The sequence below is a fragment of the Psychromarinibacter sp. S121 genome, from assembly GCF_049801035.1.
In the GTDB taxonomy this organism is placed as follows: domain Bacteria; phylum Pseudomonadota; class Alphaproteobacteria; order Rhodobacterales; family Rhodobacteraceae; genus Psychromarinibacter.
The window spans coordinates 325,385-350,489 of sequence record NZ_JBNAGE010000003.1 but is presented as its reverse complement, the minus strand read 5'-3'; the positions used below and the strand labels follow the sequence as shown (position 1 = coordinate 350,489).

Annotated in this window: 24 protein-coding genes; 9 read left to right on the top strand and 15 right to left on the bottom strand. The window is 66.4% G+C overall.

The features are described from left to right. Window positions 1-43: 43 nt before the first annotated feature. The 5 genes from ACP156_RS15415 to ACP156_RS15395 all read right to left on the bottom strand — a co-directional run bounded on the left by ACP156_RS15415 (window position 44) and on the right by ACP156_RS15395 (window position 4,743). A complete protein-coding gene (locus ACP156_RS15415; protein ID WP_425052245.1) occupies window positions 44-484 on the bottom strand; it encodes a hypothetical protein in 441 nt (146 codons plus the stop codon). Window positions 485-579: 95 nt separating this feature from the next. Beyond that, complete coding sequence (locus ACP156_RS15410; RefSeq protein WP_425052244.1) at window positions 580-1,779, bottom strand: tetratricopeptide repeat protein; 1,200 nt, start codon at window positions 1,777-1,779, stop codon at window positions 580-582. Then, complete coding sequence (locus tag ACP156_RS15405) at window positions 1,776-3,308, bottom strand: tetratricopeptide repeat protein (RefSeq protein ID WP_425052243.1); 1,533 nt, start codon at window positions 3,306-3,308, stop codon at window positions 1,776-1,778. The genes ACP156_RS15410 and ACP156_RS15405 overlap by 4 nt, the downstream gene beginning before the upstream one ends. An 84-nt stretch (window positions 3,309-3,392) precedes the next feature. Then, window positions 3,393-4,127 carry a prepilin peptidase gene (locus ACP156_RS15400; RefSeq protein WP_425052242.1) on the bottom strand — a complete coding sequence of 245 codons (735 nt, stop codon included), beginning with the start codon at window positions 4,125-4,127 and terminating at the stop codon, window positions 3,393-3,395. Window positions 4,128-4,218: 91 nt separating this feature from the next. Next, the gene (locus ACP156_RS15395; RefSeq protein ID WP_425052241.1) at window positions 4,219-4,743 is read right to left on the bottom strand and encodes a hypothetical protein; all 525 of its coding nucleotides are present in this window, start codon (window positions 4,741-4,743) and stop codon (window positions 4,219-4,221) included. Between the two features lie 159 nt (window positions 4,744-4,902). On the opposite strand from ACP156_RS15395, the gene ACP156_RS15390 reads away from it, so the two are divergent. The 3 genes from ACP156_RS15390 (at window position 4,903) to ACP156_RS15380 (ending at window position 7,878) form a co-directional block, all read left to right on the top strand. Beyond that, window positions 4,903-6,090 carry a M24 family metallopeptidase gene (locus ACP156_RS15390; protein ID WP_425052240.1) on the top strand — a complete coding sequence of 396 codons (1,188 nt, stop codon included), beginning with the start codon at window positions 4,903-4,905 and terminating at the stop codon, window positions 6,088-6,090. 79 nt (window positions 6,091-6,169) lie between these two features. Continuing rightward, complete coding sequence (argE, locus tag ACP156_RS15385; RefSeq protein ID WP_425052239.1) at window positions 6,170-7,324, top strand: acetylornithine deacetylase; 1,155 nt, start codon at window positions 6,170-6,172, stop codon at window positions 7,322-7,324. Between the two features lie 104 nt (window positions 7,325-7,428). Beyond that, on the top strand, window positions 7,429-7,878 hold the full coding sequence (locus tag ACP156_RS15380) for a hypothetical protein (RefSeq protein WP_425052238.1): 450 nt from the start codon (window positions 7,429-7,431) through the stop codon (window positions 7,876-7,878). 24 nt (window positions 7,879-7,902) lie between these two features. On the opposite strand, the gene ACP156_RS15375 is transcribed toward ACP156_RS15380, so the two are convergent. Further along, entirely contained in the window at window positions 7,903-9,123 is a 1,221-nt protein-coding gene (locus ACP156_RS15375; protein WP_425052237.1) for a multidrug effflux MFS transporter, read from the bottom strand. A 123-nt stretch (window positions 9,124-9,246) separates the two neighbouring features. Between ACP156_RS15375 and ACP156_RS15370 the strand changes: the two genes are divergently transcribed. After that, entirely contained in the window at window positions 9,247-9,822 is a 576-nt protein-coding gene (locus tag ACP156_RS15370) for a TetR/AcrR family transcriptional regulator (RefSeq protein ID WP_425052236.1), read from the top strand. A 43-nt stretch (window positions 9,823-9,865) separates the two neighbouring features. Here the strand turns inward: ACP156_RS15370 and ACP156_RS15365 are convergent, their stop codons facing one another. From ACP156_RS15365 to ACP156_RS15330, 8 genes are all read right to left on the bottom strand, one after another. After that, entirely contained in the window at window positions 9,866-10,759 is an 894-nt protein-coding gene (locus ACP156_RS15365) for a sugar kinase (protein ID WP_425052235.1), read from the bottom strand. Then, window positions 10,759-11,646 (bottom strand): NAD(P)-dependent oxidoreductase, encoded by an 888-nt coding sequence (locus tag ACP156_RS15360; RefSeq protein WP_425052234.1) that lies wholly within the window; start codon window positions 11,644-11,646, stop codon window positions 10,759-10,761. The genes ACP156_RS15365 and ACP156_RS15360 overlap by 1 nt, the downstream gene beginning before the upstream one ends. Next, entirely contained in the window at window positions 11,646-12,605 is a 960-nt protein-coding gene (locus tag ACP156_RS15355; protein WP_425052233.1) for a DMT family transporter, read from the bottom strand. Before ACP156_RS15355 ends, ACP156_RS15360 begins: the two co-directional genes overlap by 1 nt. Before the next feature lie 53 nt (window positions 12,606-12,658). Further along, window positions 12,659-13,096, bottom strand: a complete 438-nt coding sequence (locus tag ACP156_RS15350; RefSeq protein ID WP_425052232.1) for an EamA family transporter — start codon at window positions 13,094-13,096, stop codon at window positions 12,659-12,661. 4 nt (window positions 13,097-13,100) lie between these two features. Beyond that, complete coding sequence (locus ACP156_RS15345; RefSeq protein WP_425052231.1) at window positions 13,101-14,612, bottom strand: UxaA family hydrolase; 1,512 nt, start codon at window positions 14,610-14,612, stop codon at window positions 13,101-13,103. Between the two features lie 322 nt (window positions 14,613-14,934). Beyond that, the gene (locus ACP156_RS15340) at window positions 14,935-16,533 is read right to left on the bottom strand and encodes a TRAP transporter large permease (RefSeq protein ID WP_425052230.1); all 1,599 of its coding nucleotides are present in this window, start codon (window positions 16,531-16,533) and stop codon (window positions 14,935-14,937) included. Further along, the gene (locus ACP156_RS15335) at window positions 16,526-17,347 is read right to left on the bottom strand and encodes a TRAP transporter small permease subunit (RefSeq protein WP_425052229.1); all 822 of its coding nucleotides are present in this window, start codon (window positions 17,345-17,347) and stop codon (window positions 16,526-16,528) included. The genes ACP156_RS15340 and ACP156_RS15335 overlap by 8 nt, the downstream gene beginning before the upstream one ends. A 130-nt stretch (window positions 17,348-17,477) precedes the next feature. Continuing rightward, complete coding sequence (locus ACP156_RS15330; protein ID WP_425052228.1) at window positions 17,478-18,497, bottom strand: TRAP transporter substrate-binding protein; 1,020 nt, start codon at window positions 18,495-18,497, stop codon at window positions 17,478-17,480. Window positions 18,498-18,688: 191 nt separating this feature from the next. Here ACP156_RS15330 and ACP156_RS15325 point away from each other — a divergent pair, with 191 nt between their 5' ends. Continuing rightward, window positions 18,689-19,363 carry a GntR family transcriptional regulator gene (locus ACP156_RS15325; RefSeq protein WP_425052227.1) on the top strand — a complete coding sequence of 225 codons (675 nt, stop codon included), beginning with the start codon at window positions 18,689-18,691 and terminating at the stop codon, window positions 19,361-19,363. A 182-nt stretch (window positions 19,364-19,545) separates the two neighbouring features. Here ACP156_RS15325 and denD read toward each other — a convergent pair whose 3' ends face one another. Continuing rightward, window positions 19,546-20,520 (bottom strand): D-erythronate dehydrogenase, encoded by a 975-nt coding sequence (gene denD, locus ACP156_RS15320; RefSeq protein ID WP_425052226.1) that lies wholly within the window; start codon window positions 20,518-20,520, stop codon window positions 19,546-19,548. A gap of 138 nt (window positions 20,521-20,658) precedes the next feature. On the opposite strand from denD, the gene ACP156_RS15315 reads away from it, so the two are divergent. The 4 genes from ACP156_RS15315 (at window position 20,659) to ACP156_RS15300 (ending at window position 25,051) form a co-directional block, all read left to right on the top strand. Next, window positions 20,659-21,396 (top strand): SDR family oxidoreductase, encoded by a 738-nt coding sequence (locus ACP156_RS15315; RefSeq protein WP_425052225.1) that lies wholly within the window; start codon window positions 20,659-20,661, stop codon window positions 21,394-21,396. A gap of 15 nt (window positions 21,397-21,411) precedes the next feature. After that, window positions 21,412-23,196 carry an IlvD/Edd family dehydratase gene (locus ACP156_RS15310; protein ID WP_425052224.1) on the top strand — a complete coding sequence of 595 codons (1,785 nt, stop codon included), beginning with the start codon at window positions 21,412-21,414 and terminating at the stop codon, window positions 23,194-23,196. Window positions 23,197-23,258: 62 nt separating this feature from the next. Further along, complete coding sequence (locus ACP156_RS15305) at window positions 23,259-24,107, top strand: fumarylacetoacetate hydrolase family protein (protein WP_425052223.1); 849 nt, start codon at window positions 23,259-23,261, stop codon at window positions 24,105-24,107. Then, window positions 24,104-25,051, top strand: a complete 948-nt coding sequence (locus ACP156_RS15300; RefSeq protein ID WP_425052222.1) for a 2-hydroxyacid dehydrogenase — start codon at window positions 24,104-24,106, stop codon at window positions 25,049-25,051. Before ACP156_RS15305 ends, ACP156_RS15300 begins: the two co-directional genes overlap by 4 nt. Window positions 25,052-25,105 lie beyond the last annotated feature (54 nt).

Below are 25,105 nucleotides of genomic sequence, written 5' to 3'. Positions count from 1 at the left end.
ATTTCCCGTTGCAGGACCGAGGGGGATTTGAGGCTTGCGCACCTTATTCCGTTGCGTCGACGTCGCCACCTTCGCCCGCTGTTTCGTCAACCGGAACGATAAGACCCTTCTCGACCCGGAAGGCGCCGGACATGTTGAAGGCGCGGTACTCTGTCGTCCGCGCGCCGGCGCCACGGCCGTTGTCCATTTTGTTGCGAAGCGGGATGACCTCGTCCGTCGCGGCGGAGAGGGCGAACTGGTAATAGCCGTCGACCAGCCGCCCGGCGGTCTGAAGCCGGAAGATGGGCAGGCCGCGCAGGGCGCTTTCTTCTTTCACATAGCCGTCCGGCCCGGTCACGGTCAGAACCGCGTTGGTGTAATTCTGGCCGCCCGCGAACGAGATCGAGGTCGGCTGCACCCGCGCTTCGATATCGGGCGCCGCAAGGGCGGCACCGGCAAGCGTCAGGCTCAGGGCGAAGGCTGCGGCGGGAATGAAGGTACGCATGCGAAGGCTCCTCTCCGGTTGCGCGGCCACGATAGCCATCCGGATGCGTCGGATCAACGGCGCGCTGGCCGAGGGGGCGGGACCGGCGGACGCCGTCAGTCGGGCACGCGGGCGGACCACGCCTGTTCGGCGGCGGCGTTGGCCGCATTGATCTGGTCGGGCGTCAAAAGGCGCGCCAGTTCGTCCCGCGCCGCAGCCGCGCCCGGAAGCCCCGCGGTGGCGGCAAGCGACAGCCACTTGTACCCCGCCACATAGTCCTGCAACACGCCGCGCCCCTCGAACATCAGGATGCCGAGGTTCGCCATGGCGGCGGCAGAGCCCTTGTTGGCCGCGCTTTCGAACAGCCGGACGGCCTCGCGGAAGTCCGCACCCGACTGCGCGGCGCTGGCGCGGAGATAGCCCAGAAGGAATTCCGCCACCGGATCCCCGGCGCGGGCGGCGGCGGAATACTCGGCAAGCCGGTTGGCGTCGGGCGGCATCAGCCGGTCGTCATACAGAAGCGTCAGCCCCGAGGCATCGCCCTGCGCATCCGCAGACTGGCCGGGCGCAAGCGCGGCCAGCCGGTAAAGACGCTGCGCCTCGGCCTCGTCCAGCGGCACGCCGAAACCGTTCTCGTACATCACGCCAAGGTTGCGGATCGCCTCTGGCAACCCGGCCTCTGCGGCGCTGCGGAACCACTCTGCTGCTGCGGCGTAGTCCTGCGCGACCCCGCCTTCGCCTCGGGACAAGATCAGGCCAAGGTTGTTCTGCGCGCGTGGATGACCCGCTTCGGCCGGGCCGGTGTACAGTTTCATCGCCCGCGCAACGTCCTGCTCGACCCCCCTGCCGTCCTGATACAGAACCCCCAGCGCCACGGCGCTGTCGGCCCAGCCAAGCGCCGCCGCTTCTGCATAAAGCTCGGCGGCGCGGGCAGGATCGGCGTCGGTGCCGATGCCGGCCTCGACCACCGCCGCAAGGTTGTGGATATACTCGGCCTCGCCTGAATCTGCCGCCTGCGCGACCAGCTCATAGGCGCGCGCAGGGTCGCTCGGCACGCCCAGCCCCCCGGCATAAAGGCCCGCAAGCGCGTTCAGCGCAGCGGCATGGCCCTGTTCCGCCGCCTGCGCGTACCAGTCCGCGGCGCGTGCATAGTTCTGCGGCACACCTTCGCCGCGACGATAGACTTCGGCCAGCAGGAACTGCGACTGCGCATCGCCCTCGGCCGCCGCCGTCTGAAGGTCGGCAAGGCTTAGGGACGTCTGCGCCGACAACGGCGTGACGGCCAGCGCCAGACAGACGGCGAGCGCGCGGATCACCTGTCGTCGTCCAGCCAGGACGCTGCATCTTCCTGCGCCTTGGCGATCTCGTCCGGCGTCATCAGCGCGGCGAAGGCGTCGCGCTTCTCGGCCGCCGCGTCGCTGCCATTGGCGGCGGCGATGTTGGTCCAGACATGGGCCTGAACAAGATCCTGCTCGACCCCGTAGCCCTCGGAATAGAACAGCCCCATCGACAGCTGCGCCGGAACGATGCCCGCCTCGGCGGCGATGCGCATGTGGCGCACGGCCTTTTCGGGATCGGTGCCCACGGTTTCGCTTTCGTGGTACAGCGCGGCCAGCAGGTAATGGGCCATGTCGTCGCCTTCGGATGCGCGCGCGTCCAGCCAGTCGACCGCCCCCTCCGCCCCTGCATCGGCGGCCTGCGCGACCCAACTGGGCGCAAGCTCGGGCTGATCCTCGGCGGTGTAGTCGCCCGACACGATCAGCCGGCCCAGCCGCGCCCCGGCATAGGGGTTCCCGCCCGCATCGGCGATGCGGAAGTACCAGACCGCGCGCTCGACGTCGGCCTCGGCCCCGCGTCCCGCCTCGTACATCTGCGCCGCCGCCGCAGCAGCACGCGCCAGTCCCTGATCGGCGGCTTCGCGGAACCACTCCAACGCCTTGACGTCATCCTGCCCCACACCCTTGCCGGTGTAATAGGCGTAGCCGAGGTTCGACTGCGCTTCGGCGATCCCCTTCTCGGCGGCACGCACGAGGTAGGCGACACCGCGCAGCGCGTCCTCTTCAACACCGCCCTCTCCCAGCAGATAGTTCGAGCCAAGCACGTGTTCCGCCGCGCCATAGCCCGCCTCGGCCGCTTTCCGCAGCCATTCCAGCGCTTTCGCCTGATCCTGCGGGAACCCGTCGCCGCTGTTGTAGCCCTCGTACAGCGTCATCTGCGCCGGCGCCCAGCCCGCGTCGGCGGACTGGAACAGCCACCGCATCGCCTGCGCATCGTCCTGCGCGACCCCAGTGCCGTTGGCGTAAAGCCGCGCCAACCCGAACTGCGCGCCAAGATGACCGGCCTCGGCGGCGATCTGCATCAGCTCGAACCCGCGGACCGGATCGGCCTCTCCCGCGCGGCCGGTTTGCAGCAGTTGCGCCAGCAGGTAGGCAGCTTCGGGCACATCGGGACCGGCGATCGCCTGCAACAGCTCGCCCGCGCGGATGTAGTCGGGCTCCTCTGGTGAGCCCGACAGGTAGACCCGAGCCAATAGCAACGCCGCCGCGCCATGGTCCTGCGCCACCGCCTTTTCCAGCCAGTCGATTGCGCCCTGCCGGTCGAACGGCCCGCCCTCGCCCGTGGCCAGCATGAAGCCCAGCCGGTACTGCGCTGTCGCATCGCCCGCTTCTGCGAAGGTCAGGATGCCCTCGCGCGCTGAGGCCCGGTCGCCCGAGAGATAGGCCTGTTCAACCTCTTCCATCGTCATCGCCGCATCCTGCGCGACCCCCGCCCCGCTCAGCGTCAGGGCAAGGGCGGCAGCGCCCAGACCGGTGCGGACCGAAAGCGGGGGAAACGGCAGTGGCATCGAGAATTCCTTGGGCGGGCATCGGTCAATTCGGGCCTTCACAGGACCAAAAACAACCCAGCGCTGCAAGGGGTTGCCGCCGGGTTAAAGCAACAGCGCCAGCACCGCGCCGCCCGAAAGCCACGCCCCGAACGGAAGCCGCGCCTGCGGGTTCATCCGCCTGCCGCCGCGCCATGCCTCGGCAAAGGCCACCAGCAGGGCCAGAACCGCCGCCGCCAGAACGGCAAGCGGCAGCGCCTCGGGCCCCAGCCCCGCGCCAAGACCGGCCATCATCTTGACGTCGCCCAGCCCCAGCCCTTCGCGGCCCCGAAACCGCCGGTAGCCCTCGCGCAGCAGCCAGAACACCAGCATCCCGGCGGCAGCGGTCGCCAGCGCTTCGGGCACCGTTCGCCCCGGCGAGACAAGGGCCAGCGCCATACCCGAGATGAACAGAGCGCCGGTCAGGACGTCGGGCAGGCGAAAGTGCAGCAGGTCGGCGTAGAACAGGCCGACAAGGCACCACAGGAAGGCGGCCAGGACCAGGGTCATCGCCGGGCTGCCTGCCAGCGCCGCCGCGAGTGCGCTTGCGCCAAGCGCCGCGATCTCGATGCGCAGCAGGTGCGCGGGGATCGCCGTGCCACAGTGGCGGCAGCGGCCCCGCAGCGCTGACAGGATCGGGACAAGGTCGCGCGGCCCAAGCCGGGTGCCGCAGGCGGCACAGGCGGATGGGGTCCACAGGCTGCGTCCCTCCGGCAGACGGTCGACGACAACGCCAAGAAACGAGCCGACCGCAGGCCCCGCCAGCAAAACGAACAGGACGACCGGCCAGTCGCCGGTCATCTGCGCGCGGGGGAATAGGTTGCGGTCATGCGAAGGCGTCTAGCGCGTTCGCGCTATGCCGGACAAGCACCGCCAGACCGCGGGTCGAACCTCAGAGGACGGTGACCAGTTCCGTCTCGATCTGCTGAAGCCGCATCGCCATGCCGCCGGTCGGATCGAGTTCGGGGTTGTTGGCCAGCATCTCGGTCAGGGCGGCCTTGGCGGCCTTCATCCGGTTGATGGTCTCAAGCCCCGTCTTGCCCTTCAGGATCGCCGCCCGCGCCGTTTCGTGCTCGGCGGTGCCCAGAACCGCCAGCGCGGCAGAGCGGCCGGTGCCCGACAGTTCCATCGACACCCGCCGCGCCTCGTCCGCCGCCTTGGCGTATTTGCCGGCGCGCAGCAGCGCATGGGCGTATTCAAGCCTCAGGCGCGGCTCGAGCGGGCCCGCGGTGCGCAACAGCGAGCCGAACTGGCGCGCCGCCTTGTCATACTGACCGCCTTCAAGCGCGACCCGTGCAACGAGGTAGTTGGCCTTGAAACCGGCGCGGCTGGTCGAGAAATCACCGCCCTTGCACCCGGCCAGCGCGAGGCCTATGCCGGACAATAGGACGACCCGGAAGAGAGTTGCCTGTATCATGCGAACCCCTTGGAATTCTTATGTTTCAGGCGCTGTTGTTCGCGCCTTGCTCGATTTCGTGTCATCTTTTCCACAAAAGTTGGGCAAGACTAAGGCAGGCATCGGGAAAATACCGCGCGCCCTCTCGACATCCGCCTTTTCCGCAGGAAAGCATGCCGCATGACCGACACCACACCCCCCTTCTCCGCCGCCGAATACGACCGCCGCCTTGCCAAGACCCGCGCCGAGATGGAGGCGCGCGGCCTTGACGTGATGATCGTCACCGACCCGTCGAACCAGGCGTGGCTGACGGGCTATGACGGCTGGTCCTTCTACGTGCATCAGGCGGTGATCCTGCCGCTGAACGACCGCCCCTACTGGTGGGGACGCCGACAGGACGCGAACGGTGCGCTGCGCACCGTGGATACCGAGCGCACGGGGATCGACAGCTATCCCGACCATTTCGTGCAGTCGACCGAACTGCACCCGATGCAGCACCTTGCCTCGCTGCTGCGCGGTCAGGGGCTGGGGACGGGCAGGATCGGGTTGGAAATGGAGAACTACTATTTCTCCGCCAAGGCCTACACCACGCTGATTGAGGAACTTCCGGACGCAACGCTGGTGGACGCCACCGCGCTGGTGAACTGGCAGCGGTCGGTGAAGTCGGACGAGGAAATCGCCTTCATGCGCAAGGCGGCGAAGATCTCTGAAAAGATCAACCGGCTGGCCATCGACCTAGCCGCGCCGGGTGTCGCCAAGAACCACATCGCGGCGCAGCTGATGGCCGCGGGGATCGAGGGCACCGACGAGGCGTGGGGCGACTACCCCGCCATCGTACCGCTGATGCCCTCGGGACCGTCGGCCGCCGCGCCGCATCTGACGTGGGACGGCGAACCGATGAAGGAAGGCGAATGCACTTTCTTCGAGCTCTCCGGGTGCTACCGCCGCTATCACGCGCCGCTCTGCCGGTCGGTGTTTCTGGGCCGCGACATGCCAGACCACATCAAGCGCGGCGAAGAGGCGCTGGTCGAGGGGCTGGAGGCAGGGCTCGAGGCCGCCCGCGCCGGCAACCGCGCCTGTGACATCGCCAACGCGCTTGGCGCGGCGATGGACCGCGCCGGTATCCAGCGGGGCGCGCGCTGCGGCTATCCCATCGGTCTCAGCTATCCGCCGGACTGGGGCGAGCGCACCATCTCGCTGCGCCCCGAGGACGAGACCGTGCTGGAACCCGGCATGACCTTCCATTTCATGCCCGGCCTCTGGATGGAGACCTGGGGGCTGGAGATCACCGAGTCGATCCTGATCACCGAGGACGGCCCGGCCGAAACCTTCTGCGACCTGCCCCGACAGCTGTTCGTGAAGAACTGACCATGCCGCGTGCCCTCGCCCATCGGGTGTTGGGGGCACGGGTTGCATCCCGCGCGATCCTCTTTCAGACCTAGAGACCATGACCCTTCTCGACCGCACCGTCGCCACGCTGGGCGACCTGATCTCGTTCCCGACCGTGTCCAAGGACACCAACCTTGACGTCATCGGCTACCTTGCCCGCCGGATGGAGGAGATGGGCGCGCGGATCGAGGTCGTGCATGACGACAGCGGCACCAAGGCGAACCTTGTCGCGACCTTCGGGCCAGAGGGCGACGGCGGGCTGATGCTGTGCGGCCATACCGACGTAGTGCCTGTGGCGGACCAGCCGTGGACGCAGGACCCGTTCGAGATGTGGGAAGCCGACGGGCTGCTGTATGGCCGCGGCACCTGTGACATGAAGGGCTTCATCGCCTGCTGTGTCGAGGCCGCGCCGATGCTGGCCGAGCAGGTGACCGACCGCCCGCTGCATTTCGTGTTCACCCATGACGAAGAAACCGGCTGCCTTGGCGCGCAGGCGTTGGTGGAGCTTCTGAAGAAGCGCAAGCTGCGGCCCGCGCTGGCGATCATCGGCGAGCCGACCGAGATGCGGGTGATCGAGGGGCATAAGGGTTGCTACGAATACCACACCGAGTTCACCGGGCTCGAAGGCCACGGCTCGGCCCCCGACCGTGGCGTGAACGCGGTGGAATACGCCAGCCGCTACGTGGGACGCCTGCTGAATGTCGCCGACCGGCTGAAGGCGCGGACGCCCGAGGGCAGCCGCTTTGATCCGCCGTGGACCACAATCAACGTCGGCGTCCTTTCCGGCGGGCACGCGCACAACGTGATCCCCGCCCGCGCCGAAGTGGCGTGGGAGATGCGGCCAGTGGTGCTGGAAGACGCCGATTTCGTCAAAGCGGACATGGACGCCTACGTGAACGAGGTACTTCTGCCCGCGATGAAGGCGGTCTCGCCCGACGCCGGCATCACGACCCGCACCATCGCCGAGGTTCCCGGTCTGGAACCGATGGAGACGAACGCCGCCCGTGACCTGTGCTGCACGCTGACCGGCGCGAACGGCACCCACATTGTTCCTTTCGGCACCGAAGCGGGGCTGTTCCAGTCGTTGGGCATCGACGCGGTGGTCTGCGGGCCCGGTTCGATCCAGCAGGCGCATATGGCGGACGAGTTCATCTCGCGCGACCAGCTTGGTCAGTGTCTCGACATGCTGACACGGCTCGGCTCACGTCTCTGAGAGGTGCCGCCGGGTCACCACCGGCACCCGGTCCCGACACCCCCATCTGTCTGGTGTGGCAAGCCATGCGCCAGCCGGTTTCTTTCCCGACTTGGAGACGACAGATGACTACCCCTATCCGCGCCGCCGCACTGGCCGCGCTTGCGACGACCAGTATCGCAGCCGCCCTTCCCGCCTTCGCCCAACAGCCCGACCGGATCGAGACCGACGCCGCCACGCTGGGTCTGACCGAAGCCGAGGTGCGCCCAGACGACTGGGGCCATGACCTTTGGGGCGTTCTTCCGTCCGGCGACCGGGTGAAGCTGGAATACGACCGAGACGGCATGCTGGACGAGATCGACGTGGACCGTGGCGGGTCGATCGCCTTTGCGGATCTGCGCCCCCTGCTGCCGCAAGGGATACAGGCGCCGGAGAACCTTGGCGACGCGATGCGGATCACCAGCCTCGAGATCGACCGCGACGGACTTGAAGCCGAAGGCATGGACGAGAACGGTCGCCGGTTCGAGGCGGAATGGGCCCCGGACGGTCGCCTGCGTGACTGGGACCGCGACTGAGGTCACGCATTGAGGGCGCCGGGTTCATTCGCCCGGCGCCGAGACCGGTTGTGTGACCCGGCGGCGTCCGGCCAGCCACAGCGCCAGCCCCGCAAGACCCGGGATCAGGATGCCAAGCGCCATGGGCGCCGCTCCCTCGGCGCTTGCAAGCGCAACGCCGGTCGAGACCGAGAAGGCGATGCCGAACTGCAAAGCCCCAAGCAGGGCCGAACCGACCCCGGCGCCTTCGGGGCTGCCCTCCATCGCCAGCGTCATCGCGTTGGCGCTCAGCAGTCCGACCATCCCGATCGCCAGCCAAAGCGGCGCAACCAGCACCCAAAGGTCTTGACTGCCCGCCACCGCGTACAGCACAGCGCCTGCCACGACGAACAGGGGCAGCCCGGCGTTCAGGATCGCGCGCGGGGTATGGTAGTTCAGCAGCCAGTTGTTGATCTGACCGAACACGACAAGCGCCGCCGCGATGAATGCGAAGACAAGACCGTAAGCCGTGGTGCTGAGGCCGAAGGTTCCAAGAAACACCCCGGCGGAGCCGGTGATAAAGGCGAACATCGCGCCTTGAACGAACCCCGCGACAAGGGCGGGAACCATGAACCGGCCGCGCCGCAGCAATTGCCCCATCCGCGTGAACGACGTGGCGAAGGGGCGTGCGGCGCGGCGCTCGGGCGGCAGCGTTTCAGGAAGAGCCGCCCCGGCCAGCAGCAGGGCGACCACGCCGACAATCACCATTGTCACGAAGATCGAGCGCCAGCCGAAGGCGCCCAGCAGCAGGCTGCCCGCGAAGGGCGATACGATGGGTCCCAGCGTCATCAGCATAACCAGAACCGTCATCATCTTCGCCGCCGCGCGCCCGCTGACCAGATCGCCGACCACGGCACGGCCCACGACCATGCCCGCGCAGGCGCCGATGGCCTGAAGGAATCTGAGGGAGTTGAACACCGCCACGTCCTCTGTCAGCAAAAGCGCCACCGACGTCAGCGCGAACAACGCTGTTCCCGCCAAAAGCGGCCCTTTCCGGCCGTAGCCATCGATAAGGGGTCCCATGATCAGTTGCCCCACGCACAGCCCGAGGAAAAACAGCGACAGCGACAACTCTGTCGCGGCCTCGCTTGTGTTCAACGCTTCGGCCAGATGCCCCATCGCGGACAGGTACATGTCCGTCGCAATCGGTGGAAAGACAGACAACAACGCAAGGATGCAGGTAATCAGAATGAACCTGCCGCGGGACAGTTCGAGAGAGGTCGGCATGGAAGGGTCCTTTTTCGTGCGGTGCAGCCGGTCCCCCTCCGCCACGGCGCTTGGCTTTCAATTTAACAGACTGCCGTCTATTAAAAAGATGAGCGCCTGTGCGCACCGACACAGGAGATGTGCATGACCGATACGCCCTCCGGCCCCGGACGCCCGGTCGACCAGAAGGTCAGCCGCCGCCTGAAAGAGACCGCGCTGAACCTCGTGCGCGAACACGGCTATCGTGACGTGAGTATCAGCAGCATCGTCGCGACCGCGAAAGTGTCGCGGCAGTCGCTGTACAACCGTTGGAATTCAAAGGCGGATCTGGTGCTGGACGCGCTGGCGGAGGACGCACTTGCCGAGGTCGCGCATCCGATCACCGACGACGGCAGCACCGCGCACGCGGCGCTCGTGACCTTTCTGACCCAGGTGTTCGCCCACCTTGCGCGCGACGGCCGCACGCTGCAAAGCCTGATCGCCGCTGCGCAGGACGACCCGGAGTTCGGCAGCCAGTTCCACGCCGCCTTCGTCGCACCGCGCGAAGAGATCGTGACGGCGCTGCTGTACCGGGCACAGGCCAGCGGCGAACTTGCGCCGCATCGCGATGTGCCCATTCTCTCTGCCTTCGTCCACGGTGCGTTCTGGTACAGACTACTCAACGGCCAGCCGCTGGACGCCGATCTTGCCAGCCGGATCGCGGACGAGGTGTTCCGCTGACGCACCGCGACAGCGCCCCCCGGCGCAGCCATCGGGCCGGACCTCAGCGCGGTGCGATTGCGCCTTTCACGCCGACGACCATCGCCGCCAGATCGTGCCCGGCCCGCAGCGCCACGTCCTGCCCCCGGTTGGCCAGCGCCGCCGACAGGTATCCGCCGTTGAAACTGTCGCCCGCCGCGGTCGTATCGACCACCTTCGCGGCGGGCGGATACTTGGCGTCCACCGGGTCGCCCAGCGAGACCGGCCCGCCCGCGCCGCATTTCAGCGCGCCGTCGCGGACCTTCCAGCCCTTCAGCCGCGCCGCCACGGCATCTGCCTCCGCGTCGCCGAAGATCGCCATCTCGTCATCGACGGACGGCAAAGCGATATCGCAGGTCTTCCACATCCGCTCGATCGCCGCCCGGGCGGTTTCGGCATCGGGCCACAGGCGCGGTCGGTAGTTGGAATCGAACGACACCAGACCGCCCCGCGCGCGGAAACCCTCCAGCCAGTCCATCAGCGCTTCGCGCACCTCGGGCGACAGGATCGCCAGCGTGATGGCCGACAGATAGACCACGTCGTAGTCCTCCAGCACCGTGAAATCCGGGCCATCCCGCCCCTCGAACAGCGTCCGCGCCGCCGAGGTATCGCGCCAGTAGGTGAACGACCGTTCACCGTTTTCGTCCGTGGTGATCGCGTACAGGCCGACGTTGCGGGTGTCGGACCTGCCGATCGCCTCGGTCCCGACGGTCTCGGACGCGATGAACTCCACCATTCGGTCGGAAAACGCGTCGCGCCCCACACAGGTCACGAAGTCCACCTGCAGGTCCGGCGCCGACCGCTTGAGATAGATCGCGGTGTTCAGCACGTCGCCCGCAAACCCCAACCGCGCCGCGTTCGACGGCGCGGCGTCCAGCGACAGCTCCACCATCGCCTCTCCGATGCAGGCGACGCGCATCAGCCCTTGAACCTTTCCGCGAAGAAGTCGACCTGCTCGGGCACCATCGTCTCGCCCCGCCCGGCGGCGTCCGAGGCTTTCATCGCCCCAAGCGCGGCACCGGACATCAGGCTGTCGACGCCCGCTTCTTCCGCCATCCGCGCGTAATAGCCCACGTCCTTCAGCCCGTTCTTCACCGCGAAGGCAAGCGCGGTCGGATCGCCGTCGATGGCATAGGCCTTCACAAAGTCCATCATCCCCGAATGCAGCGGCCCGGCGGACATCACGTCATACAGCCCCTGCCGCGGCACACCCATCACGTCGGCCATCGCGAAAGCCTCGGCCATGCCGTTCGCCATCGTCATCGCCATGAAGTTGTTGATCAGCTTGATCGTGTGCCCAGACCCAAGCGGGCCAAGGTGAAAAACGTTCTCGCCCAGATCGTCGAGCACCGGCTTTACCCGGTCATAGGTCGGCTTGTCCCCGGCGGCCATGATGTTCAGCTTGCCGTCTTTCGCATGGCTCGGCGTACGGCCAAGCGGCGCGTCAAGATAGGTGCCGCCCGCATCCGCGACCTCTGCGCCCAGTGCGCGGGTGGAGCCGGGAAGCGAGGTGCCGAAGTCAATGACCACCGCGCCGGGCCGCAAACCCGCGATCACGCCGTCGTCGCCGCGCATCCGACCTTCGACCTGCTCGGACGTCCCCATGCACAGCATCACGATATCCGATGCCGCAGCGACGTCCTTCGCGCTCGCAGCCTCCTGCGCGCCACGCGCGACGGCGGCCTCGACCCCGGCGCGGTTGCGGTTGCCCAGAACCGTCAGCGCATAGCCCTGATCCTGCAGACGCCCGACCATGGCCGATCCCATCAGCCCAAGCCCGATGAATCCGATTTCCGGTTTCGCCATCAGTCCTTCCTCCCTTGATCCTGTTCCCTGCGCCGTCTCGGCCCGTAGGGGCTGGCGCGCATCGCCCGCAGCTTAAGACCGCTCCGCTGCCGCTCGCGGTGCCAGATATACAGGCCCGAGGCAACGATGATCGCCCCGCCGCCCAGCGTCCAGACCGTGGGCCATGTGTCGAACACCAGCACACCCGCCAGCGCCGCCGTCAGGATCTGGATATACACCATCGGCGCCAGCACCGAGGCATCCGCCAGCCGGTGCGCCATCGTCGCCGCGATATGGCCCAAAGCGCCGATCACGCCGATCACCAGCATCACGACCACAGTCACCCAACTGTCGGGCGCGACCCATGATCCGATCCCGAACGGCGCCAGCGCCAGCGTCGCCAGTCCCGCGCCCCAAAGTTGAGAGGTCGCGTTGCTCTCGATCCCGGCCAGCATACGCGTCATGATGAAATAGCCCGCCGAGCACAACAGCGCGCCAAGCGTGAAGAACACCGCCGGCTCGAACGATACGTCCCATGGCCGGATCGTCACGATCACCCCGACAAAGCCGACGCAGACCGCGACGATCCGGTGCGGGCCCACCTTCTCTCCAAGGATCGGGATCGCCAGAAGCGTGATGACGATGGGAGCCGCGAACATGATCGTCGTGGTCAGCGTGATTGGCAGATACTTCAGCGCGGTGAAGTTCAGCGCCGTGCTGCCCAGAAGAAGGATCGAGCGCAGCAGCTGCCGCCGCGGCGCGGCAGAGCGGAAGGCCGACATGCCCTCTTGCGGCAGGTACATGAACAGGCACATCACGAGATGCCCCGCGTAGCGCACGAAGACCACCTGCAAGGGCGCCAGCCCCGCCAGCATCAGCGTCTTCGCCGAGGTGTCGATGCCCGTGAAGCAGAACACCGCCAGCGCCATCAGCAGCAGCCCGGCGGCGGTCCGGTCCTCGCGGGGAAGCGGTGCGGCCATTCCCGCTCAGGCCGCCCTGTTCGGTATCGTTCGGCTGTCGGCAGACACCCGGCTCAGCCTCGCGCCACGAGGATTGCGCCGGCCGCGATCAGCGCCACACCGGCCCAGCCCGCAAGGCTTAGCCTTTCACCAAGGAACAGCGCCGCAAGGATCGCGACCAGCACTACCGACAACTTGTCGATCGGCGCGACCTGCGACGCGTTGCCAAGCTTCAGCGCCCGGAAATAACAGACCCACGACGCACCCGTCGCGACGCCAGAGGCGGCGAGCCACAGGTAGGTCTGCCCCGACATGGACCCAATGGCCCGCAGCCGCCCCGTGGTGGCGAGGAACCCCGCCAGCAGGGCCGAGATCACCAGCGTGCGCACCAGCGTCGCAAGTTCCGGGTCTGCGGATGATACGCCGACCTTCGCAAGGATCGCCGTCAGCGCGGCGAAGACCGCGGCCAAAAGCGCCCAGACGATCCACGAAGAGGCGAGCGTCGCGGACATCGTCCTACATCACCGCCCCGATCTGCCACGGCACGAACTCGTAGTCGCCAAGGCCCTGCCCCTCGGACTTGGTCACCTCGCCCGATGCGACGGCAAGGATCTTCTCGTAGATCTCGCGGCCCTTCTGTTCCAGGCTCTGGCCCTCGGTCAGCATAGCGCCGGCGTTGATGTCCATATCCTCGATCATGCGGCCGTACATCTCGGTGTTGGTCGCGACCTTGATGGTCGGCGCGGGTTTCGAGCCGAAGGCAGAGCCGCGCCCGGTGGTGAACACCACCACGTTGCAACCGCCGGCGATCTGGCCGGTGACCGACGCCGGATCATAGCCGGGGCTGTCCATGAAGGTGAACCCGCTGGCCGTGACGGGCTCGGCGTATTTGTAGACGCCCGCCAGCGGCGAGGTGCCGCCCTTCGCCGCCGCGCCCAGCGACTTTTCGAGGATCGTGGTCAGACCGCCCTTCTTGTTGCCGGGCGACGGGTTGTTGTCCATCGAGCCCTTGTTGCGGGCGGTGTAATCCTCCCACCACTTCACAAGGCCCACCAGCTTCTCGCCAACGGCGGGGGTGACCGAACGGCGGGTCAGCAAATGCTCGGCGCCGTAGATCTCGGGCGTCTCGGCCAGAACGCCGGTGCCGCCCTGCGCCGCCAGCAGGTCGCACGCATAGCCCAGCGCCGGGTTCGCGGTGATGCCGGACCACGCGTCCGAGCCGCCGCACTGCAGGGCAACCTTCAACTCACTCGCCGGGCAGGGCTCGCGCTTGGCCTCGTTGGCGAGAGGCAGCATCGCCTCGACCTTCTTGATGCCCATCTCGATCGTCTTGCGCAGACCCGCGACGCCCTGGATGTTCATCACCTGGAAGGTGTCGGACTGCTTCAGCCCATAGGCCTCCAGCAACCAGTCGATCTGGTTCATCTCGCAGCCGAGGCCCACCATCAGCACGCCCGCATGGTTCGGATGCCGGGCATAACCCCACATCACCCGCTGCAGCGCCTCGAACCCCTCGCCATCGCCCGCCATGCCGCAGCCGGTGCCGTGGACGAAGGCGCAGACGCCGTCGACATTCGGATAATCGGCCAGCACCTCGGGCGTGAAATGATCCGCGATGCGGCGCGCGGCGGTGGCCGAGCAGTTCACCGAGGTTACGATGGCGATGTAGTTCCGCGTGCCGACCGATCCATTGGCGCGGCGGTAGCCCATGAACGTGTCGCGCTTGTCCTCGGCAACCATCTCGACCGGTCGCTGGTCGGTGCCGAACTCGTACTCCACGTCGGTCCCGATGAAATCGAGGTTTTGCGTGTGAACGTGGTCGCCCGGCGCGATGTCCTCGTGCGCCAGCCCGATCAGCTGCGCGTATTTCCGTACCGGCTCGCCCTTGGCGATGGCCCGCGTGGCGATCTTGTGCCCCGAGGGGATCAGGCCGGTGGTGGTGACCCCCTCGACCTGCACACCGGCCTCGAGGGCGCGGGTGGCGGTGACGACGTTGTCGCTCGGGTCGAGACGCACGAAAGGTTCCATGTCTTGGGCTCCTTGGCTTGGCCGCGGCAGCGCCTCCTCCGGCGCGCGGGCGGTCCTGACGGATGTCGGCAGATGCAGTCCGCCGCTTTAAATGTGTCCCGGCGGCGTTGCTTAAGGAAGTTTCTGCACAAACCGGGCGGCAACCACAACACCCACTTCGCGATGCGCGCCGATTGCGGCCGGCAAAGCGAGGGGCCAGCCCCTCGCGCTCCCCGAGGTATTTGAAAAGAGAAGAAGCCGGACCCGTCCCGATCTTCTTCTCTTCAAAAATACCTCGGAGGGGGGTCCGGGGGGGACGGCGTCCCCCCGGCTTCGCATTGGCTCAGTCCAGCAGGACCTCGACGATCGGCGGCCAGATCAGCAGCACCGACAGCGCCAGCAGCTGGATCGCGATGAACGGCAGGAAGCCCTTGAAGATATCCGTCAGCGAAATGTGCGGCGGCGCGACGGACTTCAGGTAAAAGGCCGCTGGCCCGAATGGTGGTGACAGGAAACTGACCTGCATGTTCATACAGAACACCACCCCGAACCAGATGCCCACGTTCTTCGGCTCCAGCGTGCCCAGCCAGCCCAGTTCCTCGACCGGAAGGCGCAGGACGATGGGCAAGAACACCGGCATCACCAGCAGCACGATGCCGACCCAGTCCATGAACATGCCCATGATCAGGAAGATCAGCATCATCACCAGGATGATGGTCATCGTCGGCATGTCGGCGCCCACGATCAGGTTCGCCACATACCGGGGCCCCCCCGCCAGAGTGTAGGCTGCGGCAAGCGAGGCTGCGCCGATGGTCACCCAGATGATCGTGCCGGTCGACTTCAGCGTCCGCATCACCGAATCCCACACGATATCGAAGGTCATCTCGCGCCGGATCAGGCCGATCACGAAGACGGCGATCACGCCCATGCCCGCGGCTTCCGTGATCCCGGTAATGCCGCCGTAGATCGAGCCCAGGACCACCCCGATCACAACGATCGGCGCGACAAGACCCTTGCCCATCTGCCAGCCTTCCTTCGTGCGCTCGACCCCGAACACCACGAAGATCAGCACCAGCCCCAGCACGCCCGCGCCGATCAGCCACGGCAGGTCGGACGGCATGCCCAGCGGGATCGGGTCCTCGCCCTCGACCAGCACGGTGGCGCCGGTCAGCAGGAAGAACAGCGCCCGAAGCGTCAGCACGGCGCTCGCCATCACGACAAGGCAGGACAGGAAGCCCAGGAACATCTGGAACTTCTGGCCACCTGCCGGCTCGCCTTCCTTCGGCTCAGGCAGCGGCGCCTGCTCGGGATGCATCTGGGTGCGGATGATGATGTAGACGATATAGAAAGACGCCAGCATGAAGCCCGGCAGGAAGGACGCGGTGAACAGCGCCTTGATCGAGGTTTCAGTGACCAGCCCGTAGAAGATCAGCACGATCGACGGCGGGATCATCGTGCCGAGCGATCCGCTGGCGCAGATCGTGCCGATGGCGAGGTTCTGGTTGTAGCCCAGCCGCAGCATCTGCGGCAGCGCGATCAGGCCCAGCAGCACGACCTCGCCGCCGATGATCCCGGACATCGCCGCCATGATCACCGCCATGATCGAGGTCACGATGGCAATGCCGCCCCGCGCCCGGCTGAGCCAGACGTTCAGCGACGAGTACATGTCCCGCGCAATGCCCGAGCGTTCCAGCAATGACGCCATGAATATGAACAGCGGTACCGAGATCAGCGAGTAGTTCGTCATCTGCCGGTAGACCGACTGCGACAGCACCGCGAGCGGGCCGCGCCCGAAATCTCCGAACAGCAGGTCGGGCCCGAACTTCAGGACCAGCGTCACCACCGCCAGGAAGGCCGAGGCAAAGCCAAGCGGCATCCCGATCGCCAGCAATGCGAACATCGCCAGCAGCAGGATCAGGGAAAGGGTGCCGATATCAACCATTCTTCCCGTCCTCTTTCAGGGTGGCCTTGATGTTCTCGATCTCGATCTCGTCGATCTCGTCGGCGGGCGAGTGGTGCTCGGGCGCCTTGTTCCAGTCGGCGATCAGGTTCGACAGCGCCTGGATCGCCACCAGAGAGATGATGATAAGGATGCCGGCCTTGATTGTGGCCGGAATGGGAGGATCCCACGCGGTGCCGAAGGCTTCCATCCGCAGGATCTTGTCGCGCGCCTCGTTGTAGCCGCCCCAGACAAGGCAGAAGGCGAAGATCCAGATCAGCAGGACCGAGATGCAGTCCGCCGTCTTCTGCGCCCAGCGGGGCATGATGTCGTAGATGATATAGATGCGGATGTGGCTGCGCTGCTGCATGGCGTACAGGCCGGCCAGCAGGAACAGGAAACCGGCGATCCACAGCGACAGTTCGTTGGCCCACAGGGTGGGCTTCTCGAATAGGTAGCGGGCGCAGACCTCGTAGAACATCACCAGCACGATGAACACGATGGACAGCATCGCCAGCCGGCCGCAGATCAGCGAAATGATGTCGAAGAAGCCGGACGGCTCGCCTTCGATCGAGCCGCGGGTGTCGCTGAGGTAGATCGACGCCAGCAACAGCGAAAGCGACAGCGTGATCAGCATCGCCGCAACGACCGGCCGTCCCGCCGGGCGCAGCATCTCGTACATGCCGACATCGCTGTAGCCGAAGATCTGCCCGAGGATCAGGTAGGCCGCGATCAGACAGGCCAGCGCCGTCATCCCGATTGCCGCCATCCTGACCGGCGCGCGCAGCGAACCGAGCCAGACGCTCTGTTGTTCCATGAAAGCCTCCACAGCGGCGCTTCCCCGCGCCTTCCCGTTCAACGGGCGCTGTCGCCGCGCCCTGTCGAAAACGGCGAGCCCTTGTACAGGGCTCGCCGAAATGTTGTGGTCAGTCGCGACGCATCGCGGCTCAGTTCATCTCGGAGACGAGACCCAGCTGACGCAGGTACTCCATGTGGCTCTCGACCAGCGCCTCGGCTTCCGGCGAGGTCGCGAACTCGGGCCAGGTGGCCTGGGCCGCGTCACGGAAGGCCTGCAGGTCTTCATCCGCCCAGGTGTGGATCGTCACGCCCTGCTCTTTCAGCTGGGCCACGGCCTCGGCGTTTGCCTTCTCGAAGGTCAGCGCGGTGCGCAGCGCCAGCGATTCCATGGCGACCGACATGATGCGGCGGTGGCTTTCGGGCATGCCATCCCACACCGCCTTGTTGCAGGTCAGGTGGTCGGACGGCATCGAGTGGAAGCCCGGGAAGTTCGCGTGCTTCACGATGTCGTACAGGCCCATGCCCATGTTGTTGGCAATGCCCGACGCGTCGGCGCCGTCGATGATGCCGGTTTCAAGCGCGGTGAAGATCTCGGTGAAGTCCATCACGATGGGCGAGGCGCCCAGCTTTTCGAAGATCTTGGTTTCCATGCCCGGAGGCGAACGGAATTTCCAGTCCTTGAAGTCTTCGGCGTTGCGGATCGGCTTGGACGAGGCCAGCGATTCCTGGCCGTAGACCCACCAGCCCACAAGCTGCATGCCGTACTGGTTGTACAGCTCCTGCGCCGCGTCCAGACCGCCACCGTAATACAGCCAGCTCAGCTGCTGGTACGGGGTGGAATAGCCGCCCATGATGTCTCCGACGAACTGGAAGGCCGGGTTCTTGCCGGTCTGGTAGCCGCCGCCGGTCATGTCACAGTCGATGATGCCGTTGGACGCGGCGTCGAAGGTCTCGACGGTAGCCACGACCGAGGACGAGTAGAACATCTCGATCTCGATTTCGCCGTTCGACATGGTCTGGACGTTGTCGACGTATTCCGCCGCCAGCTTGCCCGACACGGTCTCGGGGGCATAGTGCGTCTGGATGCGAAGGGTGGTCTGCGCCATGGCGGTCGTACCGGCAAGCGCAAGGGTACCGGCGGCAAGCGCCGCCTTGCAGAACGTATTCATAGGTCTCCTCCCAGTTTGCGGCGCGCTCCGGGCTCCCTCCCGCTGACGCCAACACCGGAGTTGTAACAAGCCCCGCGCCTCACGCAAACAAAAAATCTGCAATCCCCGAAATTTTGAAATTTCATTGCAATGGCAATTTTTCTGTTTCAATCTCGCCAAGGAATTGTGCAACCGCCCGTGAAGGCTGCCCCTTGAAGCAACAGACCCCGGATATCCTGCAGCAGATGCGCGACCGGCTGATCATGGCGCACTATCGTCTCGGCCAGAAACTGCGCCCGTCCGAGGTCGCGGCAGAGTTCGGGGTCTCGGCCAACACGATCCGCGAAATCATGCTGCGCCTCTCTGCCGAAGGGCTGCTGGACTACGAGGATCAGCGCGGCTTCCGGGTCGTGGGCGCCTCGGACCGGCTGCTGCACGAGATCACCGAATTCCGGATCGTACTGGAACAGTGCGGAGTGGAGCGGTCGATCGCCCGGGGCGGCATCGAATGGGAAGCACAGATGGCCGCGGCGCACCACAAGCTGTCGCATATCGAGGCCCGCATCCGCCGCACCGGCGACGTGGTCGGCGTGCTGAAACACTGGAACGACGCGGAACTGGATTTTCACCTTTCGCTGATGGGCGCCGCGGACCTGCCGATCCTGCAACAGAGCTTCCGCACGGTCTACGCCCGCTTCCGTCAGCAGATCGTCTCGCCCGAGCGCAGCTACGCCCACCGCGAGGGCAACATCATCGAGCACCAGCGCATTCTCGAAGCCGCGCTGGACCGCGACGTGGCCGCAAGCCACGATGCGATCTACCGCCACCTGCGGCGCAACCTGATGCCCGACCCCGACGCCCGGTCCGAAGACACGATGACGGCCTGACAGCCGACGCGAAGCGAGGGGCCAGCCCCTCGCGCTCCCCGGGATATTTCAAGACCAAAGAAGACGCGGCTTCTTCTCTTCCAAAATACCTCGGGGGAGTCGCGAAGCGACGGGGGCAGCGCCCCCGCGCCCGATCCCAGTGCGCACCTCCGGTGCGACGGGTGCAGCGCCCCCGTGCCCGGTCAGTCCGACAGATCGTCCTCGATGTAGGCCCGCACTATGGCGTCGAAGTTCGAGTCCGCGACAAAGCCCAGCGCCAGTGCGCGCTGCGGGTCGAAGTCGCGCGCCCAGCCGCCGACGATCCGCTGGATCGTCTCGTTCGGCTCGCGCCGGATCAGGGCCACCGCCTTGTCGCCCGCCGCCGAGCGCAGCGATTCGATCTGCTCGGCCACCGTACAGCTGACACCCGGCATCGACAGCGCGCGGTTGTCGCCCAGCAGCGCGGTATCCAGCCCGGCGGCGTGGATCAGGAAACCCACCGCCGTCCGGGGCGAGGCGTGCCAGTGCCGCACCGTATCGTCCACCGGCAGGATCGCCTCCTGCCCGTTCAGCGGCTCGCGGATGATGCCCGAGAAGAAAGACGACGCCGCGAGGTTCGCCTTGCCCGGCCGCACCACGATGGTCGGCAGGCGGATCGAGATCGCCTCGACGATGCCCCGGCGCCCGAGGTCGTTCATCATCAGTTCGGCGCAGGCCTTCTGCGCGCCATAGGACGTCTGCGGCGTCAGCGGCTGGTTGTCGGGAATCCGGTCCGGGAACGGAGGGCCGAACACCGCGATGGACGAGGTGAACACCACCCGCGGCACATAGGCGCCGCCCGAGACGCGATGCTCTTCCTCCAGCTTCATCCCGAAGTGCAGGAACGCCGCGCCGTTGATCAGCCAGCCCTTCTGGAAATCCGATTCCGACTCGCCCGACACGATGGCCGCAAGGTGGAAGATCACGTCGAACCGGGCCGCGACAAGCGCGTCGATGTCGTCGAAATTGCCCAGCTGGCCGACGATCCGTTCCGCGGCCGGAGCCCCCGCTTCGGGATAGGCCATGTCGAACAGCGTCACCTCGATGTCGGTGTCGCCGTCCAGCCCTTCGGCGCTTAGCCGATGGGCCAGCTTCTGGCCGACCATGCCTCCGCCACCGATGATCAGAACCCTGCGCATGGCCACTCTCCTCCTCGTGCCGTGTCAATCGCCGGCGACCCTAGCTTTTTGCAAAGCTTTGGAATAGGCCTGATGTGCGCTAACGGAAACCGGACCGGATGCGCCCGTTCCGACTAGCGTTCCATTGGGAGGAAATGCATGACGAAACAACGCCTTGAGGGCAAGCGCGCGCTCGTGACCGCGGCAGGCCAGGGGATTGGGCTTGCCTCGGTTCTGGCGATGGCCGACGAGGGCGCGACCGTCTTCGCGACCGACGTGAACGAGGCCGCGCTGGCCGAAATCGACCACCCGAACATCGAGACCTTCGTGCTGAACGTGCTCGACGACGCAAGCGTGAAGGCGGGGATCGAAAGGGCGCAGCCGGACGTGCTGTTCAATTGCGCGGGCTTCGTCCACAACGGTACGATTCTCGAGGCGACCGATGACGAATGGGACTTTGCCTTCGACCTGAACGCCAAGGCGCAGTTCCACACCATCCGCGCGGCGCTGCCCGGCATGCTGGAGCGCGGCGGCGGCTCGATCATCAACATGTCCTCTGTCGCGTCCTCGGTGACCGCACCGCCGAACCGGTTCATCTACACCGCGTCCAAGGCCGCGGTTGTCGGCATCACCAAGTCGGTCGCGATGGACTATGTGACCAAGGGCATCCGCTGCAACTGCATCTGCCCCGGCACCGTCGACAGCCCCTCGCTGCACGAACGCCTGCAGGTCACCGGCGATTACGAGGCCGCGCTTGCCGCCTTCAACGCGCGTCAGCCGATGGGCCGCATCGCCCGCGCCGAGGAGATCGCCGCACTGGTGGTCTACCTCGCCTCCGACGACTCCAGCTACACCACAGGCCAGGCGCACGTCATCGACGGCGGCTGGTCGATCTGACGGGGACACAGCCAGATGACCGACAAACCGAAACTCCGTTCTCGCCAGTGGTTCAACAACCCCGACGACCGCGAGATGACCGCGCTGTATCTCGAGCGCTACCTGAACTACGGCCTGACCCGCGAAGAGCTGCAGTCCGACAAGCCGATCATCGGCATCGCCCAGACCGGCAGCGACCTGTCGCCCTGCAACCGGCACCATATCGAACTGTCCAAGCGCGTGCGTGACGGCATCGCCGCCGCCGGCGGCACCACGATGGAGATCCCGGTTCACCCGATCCAGGAGACCGGCAAGCGGCCCACCGCGTCGCTCGACCGCAACCTTGCCTACCTGAGCCTCGTCGAGTCGCTGTTCGGCTACCCGATCGACGGCGTCGTCCTGAACATCGGCTGCGACAAGACCACGCCCGCCCTACTGATGGCCTGCGCCACCGTGGGCATCCCGGCGATCGCGCTGTCGGTCGGCCCGATGCTGAACGGCTGGTTCCGCGGCGAGCGCACCGGGTCGGGCACCATCGTCTGGAAAGCGCGCGAATTGCACGCCGCGGGCGAGATCGACGACGACCAGTTCATGGAACTTGTGGCCTCGTCCGCGCCGTCGACCGGCTACTGCAACACGATGGGCACCGCGACCACGATGAACTCGCTGGCCGAGGCGCTGGGGATGCAGCTGCCCGGCTCTGCCGCCATCCCGGCGCCCTACCGCGAGCGCGGGCAGATCGCCTATCAGACCGGCAAGCGCATCGTCGAGATGGTCGAAGAGGACCTGACGCCGAAAAAGATCATGACCCGCGAGGCGTTCGAGAACGCCATCGTGGTTAACTCGGCCATCGGAGGCTCGACCAACGCGCCGATCCACCTGAACGGCGTCGCCCGCCACCTGGGTGTCGAACTGGACAACGACGACTGGCAACGGCTGGGCTACAAGGTCCCGCTGCTGGTGAACCTGCAGCCCGCGGGCGAATACCTTGGCGAAGACTATCACCGGGCCGGCGGCGTGCCCGCCGTGATCGCGGAACTGCTGGAAGCCGGGCTGCTGCCGCACCCGGACGCGTTGACCGCGAACGGCAAGACGATGGGCGAGAACTGCGAAGGCAAACGCTCGATCAACACCGACGTCATCAAGACCGTCGCCGCGCCGATGCTGAAGGACGCGGGCTTCCTGAACCTGAAGGGCAACCTGTTCGACAGCGCGATCATGAAGACCAGCGTGATCTCGCAGGAGTTCCGTCAGCGTTATCTCGAGAACCCGGACGACCCGATGGCCTTCGAGGGCCGCGCGATCGTGTTCGACTCGATCGAAGACTATCACAAGCGGATCGACGACCCGGCGCTGGAGATCGACGAGCACTGCATCCTGATCATGCGCGGCGCCGGACCCATCGGCTATCCCGGCGGCGCCGAGGTGGTGAACATGCGCCCGCCCGCGTATCTGCTGAAGAAGGGCATCAAGGCGCTGCCCTGCGTCGGCGACGGGCGGCAGTCGGGCACCTCCGGTTCGCCCTCGATCCTGAACGCCTCGCCCGAGGCGGCGGATGGCGGCGGGCTTGGCCTTGTGCAGACCGGCGACCGGGTGCGGATCGACCTGAACAAATGCACCGCGGACATGGACGTGCCCGCGGACGAACTGGCGAACCGCGCAAGCGCGCTTGGCACGCATCCCTACGCACCCGAAAGCCAGTCGCCGTGGCAGGAGATCTTCCGCGAGAAGGTCGAGCCGTTCTCGAAGGGCATGACCCTGAAGGGCGCCGACGCCTACAAGGACATTGCGCGCAAGTACACGCCACGCGACAACCACTGAATCGATACCCCTGAATTTTAAGAAAGTTCGCCGCCAGACGGCGAAGAGAGAGGAGACTGACCATGAAACTTTGCCGCTACGGAGCCCCGGGCGAAGAAAAGCCCGGCCTGATCGACGCCGACGGCAACCTGCGCGACCTGTCGCCCCACGTCCATGACATCGCGGGCGCCGCGCTGTCCGACGAAGGGCTGGCCCGCCTGCGCGGGATCGACGTGAACTCGCTGTCGATCGTCAAGACCACCCCCCGCTTCGGCCCCTGCGTCGGCGGCACCCGCAAGTTCATGTGTATCGGCCTGAACTACTCCGACCACGCCGCCGAAACCGGCGCGGACATTCCGGAAAACCCGATCCTGTTCATGAAGGCCATCTCGGCCATCGTCGGCCCGAACGACGACGTGGTGATGCCGCGCGGCTCGACCCATACCGACTGGGAAGTCGAACTGGGCGTCGTGATCGGCAAGAACTGCAAGTACGTCTCGGAGGAAGAGGCGCTGGACTATGTCGCCGGTTACTGCACCATCAACGACGTGTCCGAACGCCACTTCCAGGCGAAGATCTCGGGCCAGTGGACCAAGGGCAAGTCCTGCGACACCTTCGGCCCGACCGGCCCGTGGCTGGTGACCCGCGACGAGATCGAGGACGTGCAGAACCTCGATATGTGGCTCGACGTGAACGGCAAGCGGATGCAGACCGGGAACACCAACACGATGATCTTCACCGTGGCGCAGATCATCAGCCACCTCAGCCAGCTGTTCACGCTGGAACCGGGCGACGTGATCTCGACCGGCACGCCTCCGGGTGTCGGCATGGGCATCAAGCCCGAGCCGGTCTACCTGAAGGAAGGCGACGTGATGGAGCTTGAGATCGCCGGCCTCGGCAAGCAGCGCCAGACCGTGAAGGCCGACGTATGAGCGGCAAGCCGGACGCCATCGTTCTGGGCACCGTGACCGAGCGGATGCGCGCCCGGCTCGACGAGAAATTCACCGTCCACGCCCCCGGCGCGGGCGGTGTACCGGAGGCGCTGCTGGGCGCCTCCTACATCTGCTGCGGACAGGGCGGTGCCTCCGTGCGCGCCGCGCAGATCGACGCGATGCCCGATCTCAAGATCATCTCGAACTTCGGGGTCGGCTACGACAACATCGACGCGGCCCACGCGGCCTCGAAGGGCGTGATCGTCTCGCATACGCCGGACGTGCTGAACGACGAGGTCGCGAATACCGCGATCCTGCTAATGCTCGCCGCCGCGCGCAACTTCCGCCATGACGAGGACTGGGCCCGCTCCGGCACGTGGGAGAAACAGGGCGCCGCGCCGCTGTCCCGCTCGGTGAAGGGCGCGACGGTCGGCATTCTCGGACTGGGCCGCATCGGCGAGGCGCTGGCCGAAAAGCTGGGCGCATTCGGGGTGAAGGTAGTCTATCACAACCGGTCCAGTAAGGACGTGCCCTACGCCTATTACGCCGACCTTGAAGAGATGGCCCGCGACGCGGATATCCTGATCTCGGTCGCGCCGGGCGGCGCCTCGACGCATCACATCGTCAACGCCCAGGTGATGGAAGCGCTGGGGCCCGACGGCCTGCTGATCAACGTCGGCCGCGGCAGCGTGGTCGACGAGACCGCGCTGGTCGCCGCTCTCGAGTCGGGCAAACTCGGCGCCGCCGCGCTCGACGTGTTCGAGGAAGAACCCAAGATCCCCGGCGCGCTGAAGGCGATGGACAACGTCGTGCTGCTGCCCCACGTCGGCAGCGCCACGGTCGAAACCCGCGCGGCGATGGGCGATCTCGTGGTCGACAACCTGATCGACATGCTCGAGACCGGCAAGGCGCGGACCCCCGTGCCGGAGTGCCGGGATCTCTGAGAAAGAGGGAAGCGAGGGGCCAGCCCCTCGCGCTCCCCGGGATATTTCCAGACC

Excerpts from the sequence above, each read along its gene's own strand:
- ACP156_RS15315 (WP_425052225.1), top strand. The coding sequence starts at position 20,659 with ATGACGAAACAACGCCTTGAGGGCAAGCGCGCGCTCGTGACCGCGGCA.
- ACP156_RS15370 (WP_425052236.1), top strand. The coding sequence starts at position 9,247 with ATGACCGATACGCCCTCCGGCCCCGGACGCCCGGTCGACCAGAAGGTC.
- ACP156_RS15310 (WP_425052224.1), top strand. The coding sequence starts at position 21,412 with ATGACCGACAAACCGAAACTCCGTTCTCGCCAGTGGTTCAACAACCCC.
- ACP156_RS15395 (WP_425052241.1), bottom strand. The coding sequence starts at position 4,743 with ATGATACAGGCAACTCTCTTCCGGGTCGTCCTATTGTCCGGCATAGGC.
- ACP156_RS15355 (WP_425052233.1), bottom strand. The coding sequence starts at position 12,605 with ATGGCCGCACCGCTTCCCCGCGAGGACCGGACCGCCGCCGGGCTGCTG.
- ACP156_RS15380 (WP_425052238.1), top strand. The coding sequence starts at position 7,429 with ATGACTACCCCTATCCGCGCCGCCGCACTGGCCGCGCTTGCGACGACC.
- argE (WP_425052239.1), top strand. The coding sequence starts at position 6,170 with ATGACCCTTCTCGACCGCACCGTCGCCACGCTGGGCGACCTGATCTCG.
- ACP156_RS15305 (WP_425052223.1), top strand. The coding sequence starts at position 23,259 with ATGAAACTTTGCCGCTACGGAGCCCCGGGCGAAGAAAAGCCCGGCCTG.
- denD (WP_425052226.1), bottom strand. The coding sequence starts at position 20,520 with ATGCGCAGGGTTCTGATCATCGGTGGCGGAGGCATGGTCGGCCAGAAG.
- ACP156_RS15300 (WP_425052222.1), top strand. The coding sequence starts at position 24,104 with ATGAGCGGCAAGCCGGACGCCATCGTTCTGGGCACCGTGACCGAGCGG.
- ACP156_RS15335 (WP_425052229.1), bottom strand. The coding sequence starts at position 17,347 with ATGGAACAACAGAGCGTCTGGCTCGGTTCGCTGCGCGCGCCGGTCAGG.
- ACP156_RS15360 (WP_425052234.1), bottom strand. The coding sequence starts at position 11,646 with ATGGCGAAACCGGAAATCGGATTCATCGGGCTTGGGCTGATGGGATCG.
- ACP156_RS15415 (WP_425052245.1), bottom strand. The coding sequence starts at position 484 with ATGCGTACCTTCATTCCCGCCGCAGCCTTCGCCCTGAGCCTGACGCTT.
- ACP156_RS15330 (WP_425052228.1), bottom strand. The coding sequence starts at position 18,497 with ATGAATACGTTCTGCAAGGCGGCGCTTGCCGCCGGTACCCTTGCGCTT.
- ACP156_RS15365 (WP_425052235.1), bottom strand. The coding sequence starts at position 10,759 with ATGCGCGTCGCCTGCATCGGAGAGGCGATGGTGGAGCTGTCGCTGGAC.
- ACP156_RS15350 (WP_425052232.1), bottom strand. The coding sequence starts at position 13,096 with ATGTCCGCGACGCTCGCCTCTTCGTGGATCGTCTGGGCGCTTTTGGCC.
- ACP156_RS15400 (WP_425052242.1), bottom strand. The coding sequence starts at position 4,127 with ATGACCGGCGACTGGCCGGTCGTCCTGTTCGTTTTGCTGGCGGGGCCT.
- ACP156_RS15345 (WP_425052231.1), bottom strand. The coding sequence starts at position 14,612 with ATGGAACCTTTCGTGCGTCTCGACCCGAGCGACAACGTCGTCACCGCC.
- ACP156_RS15375 (WP_425052237.1), bottom strand. The coding sequence starts at position 9,123 with ATGCCGACCTCTCTCGAACTGTCCCGCGGCAGGTTCATTCTGATTACC.
- ACP156_RS15340 (WP_425052230.1), bottom strand. The coding sequence starts at position 16,533 with ATGGTTGATATCGGCACCCTTTCCCTGATCCTGCTGCTGGCGATGTTC.
- ACP156_RS15390 (WP_425052240.1), top strand. The coding sequence starts at position 4,903 with ATGACCGACACCACACCCCCCTTCTCCGCCGCCGAATACGACCGCCGC.
- ACP156_RS15405 (WP_425052243.1), bottom strand. The coding sequence starts at position 3,308 with ATGCCACTGCCGTTTCCCCCGCTTTCGGTCCGCACCGGTCTGGGCGCT.